Source organism: Actinophytocola sp. (genome assembly GCF_049647105.1).
In the GTDB taxonomy this organism is placed as follows: domain Bacteria; phylum Actinomycetota; class Actinomycetes; order Mycobacteriales; family Pseudonocardiaceae; genus Actinophytocola.
In genome coordinates this window covers 1-9176 of the sequence record NZ_JBARWZ010000124.1, presented here as the reverse complement: position 1 = coordinate 9176, position 9176 = coordinate 1, and the positions used below count along the sequence as shown (strand labels likewise).

The 9176-nt window shown below is 72.3% G+C and carries 1 protein-coding gene and 1 pseudogene; both read left to right on the top strand.

All coding sequences use genetic code 11. The features are described from left to right. On the top strand, nt 1-5810 hold a 5810-nt coding region (locus WBA97_RS15390), incomplete at its 5' end, for an SDR family NAD(P)-dependent oxidoreductase (protein ID WP_424231488.1). 39 nt (nt 5811-5849) lie between these two features. Next, nucleotides 5850-9176: pseudogene (locus WBA97_RS15385) on the top strand (type I polyketide synthase); the annotation flags it as partial.

Below are 9176 nucleotides of genomic sequence, written 5' to 3'. Positions count from 1 at the left end.
ACTCTCTGACCGGTGAGTTCATTGACGCGTCGTTGGGTTTGTTGGGTTCGGGTGGCCGGTTCATCGAGATGGGCAAGGCCGATCTGCGTTCTCCCGAGGGGGTTGTTTACCGGGCGTTCGATTTGAGTGAGGCCGGGCATGACCGGATTCAGGAGATGCTGCTCGACCTGCTCGCCCTGTTCGGCAGCGGCGCCCTGCGCCTCTCTCCCGTTCGTGCGTGGGATGTGCGTGACGCCAAGTCGGCGTTCCGGTTTGTGGGGCAGGGTAAGCACATTGGCAAGAACGTGTTGATGATGCCGCGCGCCCTGGATCCGGAGGGCACGGTTCTGATCACGGGTGGGACCGGAGCCCTCGGTGGACTTTTGGCGGAGCATCTGGTCACCACACATGGGGTCCGGCATCTGGTTTTGTTGAGCCGCAGTGGTGGTGTGGTTCCTGATCTGGACGCGGATGTGCGGGTGGTTGCCTGTGATGTGTCGGATCGGGATGCGGTGGCTGCGGTGCTGGCGGGTATTCCGGCAGAGCATCCGTTGACGGGTGTGGTGCACGCGGCGGGTGTGGTTGATGACGGTTTGGTTGAGTCGTTGACGCCTGAGCGGGTGGCCGCGGTGTTCGCGCCGAAGGTGGATGGGGCGGTGCATTTGCACGAGTTGACCGCTCACCTCGATTTGGCGGTGTTCGCCCTCTACTCTTCGGCGTCGGCGTTGTTCGGGACCGCGGGGCAGGCCAACTACGCGGCCGCCAACGCGGTCCTGGACGGGTTGGCGTTCCAGCGGCGTGCCGCCGGGTTGCCCGCGGTTTCCCTGGCGTGGGGGTTGTGGGAACGGGAGAGCGGCATCAGCGGTGGTTTGACCGCGGTCGACAAGACACGACTCGGGCCTGCACTGTCCGATGCGGACGGTCTCGCGTTGTTCGACCTCGCCCACCGTGTCGGTCACCCCCACGTCGTCCCCGCCCGCTTGGGTTCCGGCAAGGACGGCACGGTGCCGCCGCTGCTGCGGGCGCTGGTCCGGCCCACCCCGAAACGCGCGGCCGGCGTCGTCGGCGCCGCCACCCTCGCTGGGCGGCTCGCCGGGCTGCCCGACGCCGAACGCGTCCGGTTGCTGACCGGATTGGTGTGCGGGGAGGCTGCCGCCGTCCTCGGCCACGGCCACGCCGACGCGATCGAACCCGGGCGTGCGTTCTCCGAACTCGGCTTCGACTCACTCACCGCCGTCGAACTCCGCAACCGCCTCGGCACGGCCACCGGACTGCGGCTGTCCGCGACCGTCGTGTTCGACCACCCCACCCCCGCCGCCCTCGCAGGCCACGTGCTGACCGAACTCGTCGATACGCCACAGGAACGACAGGCGGTCGAACACCGGGCACAGGCCACCGACGACCCCGTGGTGATCGTCGGCATGAGCTGCCGCTACCCGGGCGGGATCGCCTCACCGGAGGACCTGTGGCGGCTCGTGGCCACCGGGGGAGACGCCATCGGGGCCTTCCCGGCCGACCGAGGCTGGGACCTGCCCGCGCTCTTCCACCCCGACCCGGACCGCCCCGGCACCACCTACGCCCGGGAGGGTGGCTTCGTCTCCGACGCCGCGGACTTCGACGCGGGCCTGTTCGGGATCTCCCCGCGCGAAGCTCTCGCCATGGACCCGCAGCAGCGTCTGCTGCTGGAGGCGTCATGGGAGGTGTTCGAACGGGCCGGGATCGACCCGGACGCTGTCCGCGGCAGCCAGACCGGCGTGTTCGTCGGCGTCGCCGCCTCCAACTACGGCATCGGTCTGCCCCTGTCCGGTGCCGTCGGCGAGGTCGAGGGACACCTGCTGACCGGCAGTGCGACCAGCGTCGCGTCCGGCCGCATCGCCTACACGTTCGGCCTCGAGGGCCCCGCCATGACCGTCGACACCGCCTGCTCGTCGTCGCTGGTGGCGCTGCACCTGGCGGCGCAGGCCGTGCGGTCGGGAGAGTGCACGATGGCACTCGCCGGTGGCGCGACCGTGATGGCCACTCCCGGCATCTTCACCGAGTTCAGCCGCCAGCGCGGCCTCGCCCCCGACGGCCGGTGCAAACCCTTCTCCTCGGCCGCCGACGGGACCGGATGGTCAGAGGGTGTCGGCGTGCTGCTGGTCGAACGCCTGTCCGACGCGCGCCGGCACGGCCACCAGGTCCTCGCGGTCGTGCGCGGCACCGCCGTCAACCAGGACGGCGCGTCGAACGGCCTGACCGCACCCAACGGCCCGTCACAGCAACGGGTGATCCGGGCCGCGCTGACCAGCGCGGGCCTTGCACCGTCCGATGTGGACGCCGTGGAGGCACACGGCACCGGCACGCGGCTCGGCGACCCGATCGAAGCCCAGGCCGTGCTCGCCACCTACGGGCAGGACCGGGACGCGCCGCTGTTCCTGGGTTCGGTCAAGTCCAACATCGGGCACGCCCAAGGCGCCGCGGGTGTCGCCGGGGTGATCAAGATGGTGATGGCCATGCGGGAAGGTGTGCTGCCCATGACACTGCACGTGGACGAGCCGTCGCCGCACGTCGACTGGTCGGCGGGTGCGGTCGAGCTGCTGACCGAGACCCGGCCATGGGAGACCAATGGGCGGCCCCGCCGGGCCGGTGTGTCCTCGTTCGGTGTCAGCGGCACCAACGCCCACATCGTCCTGGAACAGGCCCCCGGCCAGACACCCGAGCCGGTGATCGCGCCGAGCACGGTGCCGTGGATGCTGTCGGCCGCGTCACCCGAGGCGCTGCACGCGCAGGCCACCCGGCTCGACACCGACCGGGATCCCGTCGCGGTCGCGGCCACCCTGGCCCGCCGGGCTCGGCTCGCCCACCGGGCCGTCGTCCTGGTCCGCGACCCGGACACCCGCGTACTGGCCGACTTCCCCGGCCCGGCCGTCCTGCACGGCACCGCCACCCCGGGCGCCTCAGCGTTCCTGTTCACCGGTCAGGGTTCGCAGCGACTCGGGATGGGTCGGGAGCTGTACGAGTCGTTCCCGGTGTTCGCTGCCGCGTGGGATGAGGTGTCGTCGCGGTTGGGGAGTATCCCGATCGAGGACGAGGAAGCCTTGAACCGGACTGATGGTGCGCAGGCGGCGATCTTCGCGCTTGAGGTGGCGTTGTTCCGGTTGCTGGAGTCGTGGGGTGTCACGCCGGATCACCTGCTGGGGCACTCGATTGGTGAGATTTCCGCCGCGCACGTGGCTGGTGTGCTGTCGCTGGACGACGCTTGCGCGATGGTCGCCGCACGTGGCCGGTTGATGGCCGCGTTGCCTGCTGGTGGGGCGATGCTGGCCGCTGAGGTGTCCGAAGTGGACGTCCCGGCGGGTGTCGATGTCGCCGCCGTGAACAGTGCGACCTCGCTGGTGGTGTCCGGCTCGGTTGCCGAGATCGACGCGGTGGAGGAGCGGTGGCGGTCGGAAGGCCGCCGGGTGAAGCGGCTGGTGGTGTCGCATGCGTTCCATTCGAAGTTGATGGAGCCGATGCTCGCGGAGTTCACCACCGTCGCGGAGTCCTTGTCCTACAACGAACCGCGGATCTCGTTGCCGGGTGCGGTGACCGATCCGGCGTACTGGGTGCGGCAGGTCCGCGACACGGTGCGGTTCGCCGACGGGATCGCGGCGTTGCGGGGTCAGGGGGTGACGTCGTTCCTGGAGCTGGGGCCCGATCCGGTGTTGTCCGCGCACGTCGACGGCGCCGTCGCCTTGTTGCGGCGCGGCCGGAACGAGGTCGAGACCGTGCTGACCGCCGTCGGCGGAGCGTGGACGCGGGGCACCCCGGTCGACTGGACCAGGATCGTCTCCGGCCCCCGGACCGACGTGCCCACCTACGCCTTCCAGCGCACGCGGTACTGGCTGAGTGCCGCACCCGCCACCGCCGACCCCGCCGAGGCCGAGTTCTGGGCCGCCGTCGACAACGGCGACCTCCAACAGGTGGCGGGCACCCTCCACCTCGATCCCGGCAACGGGCTGAGCACCGTCCTGCCCGCCCTGTCCGCCTGGCGTAAGAACCGCCAGGACCGCACCGCCGCCGACAGCTGGCGCTACCAGGTCGCCTGGCGTCCCTGCCCCGTCCGGCCAGGGGTCCTGTCCGGTCGCTGGCTCGTCCTCGGCACACCGGGGGACACCCGCGACATCGCCGACGCCCTGCGCGACGGCGGCGCGGAGGTCGTACAGGCCGACACCCCCAGTCGCGGCGGCTGGTCCGGCATCGTGTCCACACTGGACGCCACGGCCGTGCTCGGCCTGCTCGCCGACGACCTCGGCGCGCCGGTCTGGTGCGCGACCAGGGGCGCGGTGTCCACATCGGACGATGATGCGCCCGACCCGGACCAGGCCATGGTGTGGGGACTCGGCCGCGTCGCGGCGCTGGAGCACCCCGACCGCTGGGGCGGTCTCGTCGACCTGCCCGTGACCCTGGACGGGGACACCGGACAGCTGCTGGTCTCGGTCCTCGCCGACCGCACGGAAGACCAGGTGGCCGTCCGCGCCGACGGCGTACTCGCGCGCAGGCTGACCCCCGCCGACCCGGCCACCCCGGCCGGCACGTGGACCCCGTCGGGGCCGGTGCTGGTCACCGGCGGCACCGGCGCACTGGGCGGCCACGTCGCCCGCTGGCTCGCCGACCGTGGCGCCCGGCACGTCGTGCTCACCAGCCGTCGCGGCCAGGACGCGCCGGGTGCGGCCGGTCTCGTCAACGAACTCACCGAACGCGGCACCCGCGCCGACGTCGTGGCCTGCGACGTCACGGATCGCGACGCCCTTGCCGCACTGGTGGCCGAGCACGCCGTGACCTCGGTCGTCCACACGGCGGGCGTCGACGACGGCGCCCCGTTGGCGGACCTCACCCCCGCCGCGTTCGCCGACGCGATCCGCGCGAAGGTCACCGGCGCCCGCCACCTCGACGAACTGCTGCCCGACGCCGACGCGTTCGTGTTGTTCTCCTCGATCGCCGGAGTCTGGGGCAGCGGCGGCCAAGCCGCCTACGCGGCCGCCAACGCCTACCTCGACGCCATGGCGGAACGCCGCCGATGGCAGGGACGCGCCGCGACCGCGGTCGCCTGGGGCCCGTGGGCCGGGGACGGCATGGCCGCAGGCGCGGCGGGCGAGTACCTGGCCCGGCGCGGCCTGCGGCCCATGCCAACCGAACCCGCCGTCGCCGCTCTCGCCGGGGCCGTCGGCAGTGGTGTCCCCTGCGTCACCGTCGCCGACGTCGACTGGGCTCGCTTCACCCCGGTCTTCACCGCCGTCCGGCCAAGCCCCCTGATCGGCGAATTCTCCGGCACCACAACGGAAACCCCGCCGCCGGACGGACCGACCGACCTGGCCAAGCGGCTCGCAGCGGCCCCCGTGGCCGAGCGGGAACGGGCGCTGCTCGACCTGGTCCGCACCAACGCCGCGGCCGTGCTCGGCCATGACGGGACGGCGGCTGTCCCCGCCGCCGCCTCGTTCGCCGACCTGGGGTTCGACTCGCTCACCGCGGTCGCCCTGCGCAACCGGGTCGCCGACGCCACCGGACTGGCCATGTCCTCGGCACTGGTCTTCGACTACCCGACCCCGCTCGCACTCGCCGCGTATCTCGGCGACGAACTCGCGGCCGACGGGGACGAGGACGAGGACGCGGTCCGGCGGGCGCTCGCCGCCGTCCCGCTGTCGCGGTTCCGCGACGCCGGGGTGCTCGACGTGATGCTGCGCCTCGCCGGGCTCGCGGGCGACACCCCCGGTGACACCCCCGGCGGCGAGTCGGCCGACCCGGCCGACGCACTCGACCTGATGGACCTCGACGCGCTGATCCAGACCGCGCTCGACACCCACGACTCCTGACGCACCCCGATGACTCGGAGCAGAACCATGACCACACGCGAGGAACGGACCGTCGAAGCCCTGCGCGCGTCTCTCAAGGAGACCGAGCGGCTCCGGGAACAGAACCGCCGCCTCACCGCCGCCGCCAGCGAGCCCATCGCGATCGTCGGGACCGGCTGCCGGCTCCCCGGCGGCGTCGCTTCACCCGACGACCTGTGGCGGCTCGTCGCCACCGGAGGCGACGCGGTCACCGCCTTCCCGGAAGACCGGGGCTGGGACACCGGACCGGCCGCCTACGCGAAGGTCGGCGGGTTCATCGACCACGCGACCGGCTTCGACGCCGGCCTGTTCGGGATCTCCCCGCGCGAGGCCACCGCCATGGACCCGCAGCAGCGGGTGCTGCTGGAGGTGGTCTGGGAGACCCTCGAACTGGCGGGGATCGCCCCGGACGCGTTGCGGGGCAGCAGGACCGGCGTGTTCGTCGGCGCCTCCGACTCCGGCTACGGCGCAGGCGCCGACGTGCCTGCCGAGCTGGCGGGCCACGCGCTGACCGGGACCGCGAACAGCGTGATCTCCGGCCGGGTGGCGTACGCGTTCGGGCTGGAGGGGCCCGCGGTCACCGTGGACACCGCGTGCTCGTCGTCGCTGGTGGCGCTGCACATGGCGGTGCAGGCGCTACGGGGTGGCGAGTGCGACGCCGCGGTCGTCGGCGGTGTCACGGTCATGCCGTCGCCATCCACCTACGCCGAGTTCGCCAGGCAGGGCGGCATCGCCGAGGACGGGCGGTGCAAGTCGTTCGCCGCCGCGGCAGACGGCACCGGCTGGGCCGAGGGCGCGGCGGTGCTGCTGGTGACGCGGCTGTCCGACGCCGTCCGCGACGGTCGCGAGATCCTCGCGGTGGTGCGCGGGTCGGCGGTCAACTCCGACGGCGCGTCCAACGGGCTCACCGCGCCCAACGGGCCCGCACAGCAACGGGTCATCCGCGCCGCGCTGGCCGCCGCCCGGCTCACCCCCGCCGAGGTCGACCTGGTCGAGGGACACGGCACCGGCACCCGGCTCGGCGACCCGATCGAGGCGTCGGCATTGCTTGCCACGTACGGGAAGGACCGGACCGAGCCGCTGTGGCTGGGGTCGTTGAAGTCCAACATCGGGCACACCCAGGCCGCGTCCGGCCTGGCCGGTGTCATCAAGGCGGTGCAGGCGCTGCGGCACCGGCGCATGCCCGCCACCCTGCACGTCGACAGTCCCACCCCGGGCGTCCCGTGGTCGCGTGGCGCGGTGTCGCTGCTGACCGAGGCCCGCGACTGGACCGTGGCCGGCCGTCCGCGCCGGGCCGGGGTGTCCGCGTTCGGGGTCAGCGGTACCAACGCGCACGTCATCATCGAAGAGGCGCAGGCGGAAGAGGCGGCGGAACCCGCCGACCGGACCGTGCCGTGGGGGACCGTGCCGCTGGCGGTGTCGGCCAGGTCCTCGGCCGCGCTGGAGGAACTGGTCGAGTCCGTCCGCGCGCTGCCCGGCCCGGTCGACGTCGCGTTCTCGCTGGCGACGACCCGGGCGCGGCTGCCGCACCGTGCCGTGTTGATCGGGGACGACCGGGTCTGCGGCGTCGACACGGGTGGGCGGACGGCGTTCCTGTTCACCGGTCAGGGTTCTCAGCGACCTGGGATGGGTCGTGAGTTGTATGCGGCGTTCCCGGTGTTCGCGGCCGCGTGGGATGAGGTGTGTTCGCGGTTCGACCGGGTTCCTGTTGACGACGAGGAGTCGCTGAACCGGACTGATGGTGCGCAGGCGGCGATCTTCGCGCTTGAGGTTGCGTTGTTCCGGTTGCTGGAGTCGTGGGGCGTGCGGCCGGACTACTTGCTGGGTCATTCGATTGGTGAGCTTGCTGCCGCGCATGTCGCCGGGGTGTTGTCGCTGGACGACGCTTGCACGTTGGTCGCGGCTCGTGGTCGGTTGATGGCGGCTTTACCTGCTGGCGGGGCGATGCTGGCCGCCGACGTGTCCGAAGAGGACGTTCCGGCGGGTGTCGATGTCGCCGCCGTGAACAGTGCGACGTCGCTGGTGGTGTCCGGTCCGGTCGCCGAGATCGACGCGGTGGAGCGGCGATGGCGGTCGGAAGACCGCCGGGTGAAGCGTCTTGTGGTGTCGCACGCGTTCCACTCGAAGCTGATGGAGCCGATGCTGGCGGAGTTCGCCGTTGTCGCGGAGTCGTTGTCCTACCACGAACCCAGCATCTCCCTGCCGGGCGCGGTGACCGATCCGGCGTACTGGGTGCGGCAGGTTCGCGACACGGTCCGGTTCGCGGACGGGGTGGCGAGACTGGTCGCCGACGGCGTGACGACCTTCCTCGAACTTGGCCCGGACGGGGCGCTCTCCGCCCACGTCGACGATGCCTGCCCGCTGCTGCGCCGCGGCCGCGACGAGGTCGGCACCGTGCTGGCCGCGGTGGCCGGTGCGCACGTCCGCGGGGTCGACGTCGACTGGGCGCGGTTCGCGCCAGGGGGCAGGCGGGTGCCGCTGCCGACCTACCCGTTCCAGCGGGCCCGGTACTGGATCGACCCGCCTGCGACGGGAGGCGACCCGATCGAAGGGCGGTTCTGGAGCGCCGTCGAGTCCGGTGACGCCGCGACCGTCGCCGAGACCATCGGCGCCGCGCCGGACGGTCTCGACGGAGTCGTCGGGGTGTTGTCCGCGTGGCGGCGGGGCAGGCGCGAACGGTCCCTTGTGGACGGTTGGCGGTACCGGGTCGTGTGGGAACCGGTCGAGCGGCGGACGGCGGCCCTGTCCGGCACGTGGCTCGTCGTCGGCTCGGGTGGGGACGATGTCGTCGCCGCGTTGCGGGCCGCTGGCGCCGACGTGGTCACCGCCGACCGGCCCGAGGCCGGTGACTGGGCGGGGGTGGTGTCCCTGCTGGCCGCCGAGGAGACGATCGCGCTGATCAAGGCGGATCTTGGTGGCCGGGTGTGGGCGGTGACCAGGGGTGCGGTGGATGGTGCGTTGGTGTGGGGTCTTGGTCGGGTCGCGGCGTTGGAGTTGCCGGAGCGGTGGGGTGGGTTGGTTGATCTGCCCGAGGTGCTGGACGAGCGGGCTGCCGCTGGGTTGGCCGGGGTGCTGGCGGATGGGCGTGAGGATCAGGTTTCGGTATCCGGTGGTGGGGTGTTGGCGCGTCGTTTGGTGCGGGCGCCGGTGGGGGACGCCGCGGATGAGTGGGTGCCGTCTGGTGCGGTGTTGGTGACGGGTGGGACTGGTGGGTTGGGTGGGCATGTTGCGCGGTGGTTGGCTGGGCGTGGTGTGCGTCGTTTGGTGTTGGTGAGTCGGCGTGGTGTGGAGGCGCCGGGTGCTGCCGAGTTGGTCGCGGAGTTGGCTGGGCTTGGTGCTGAGGCTGTG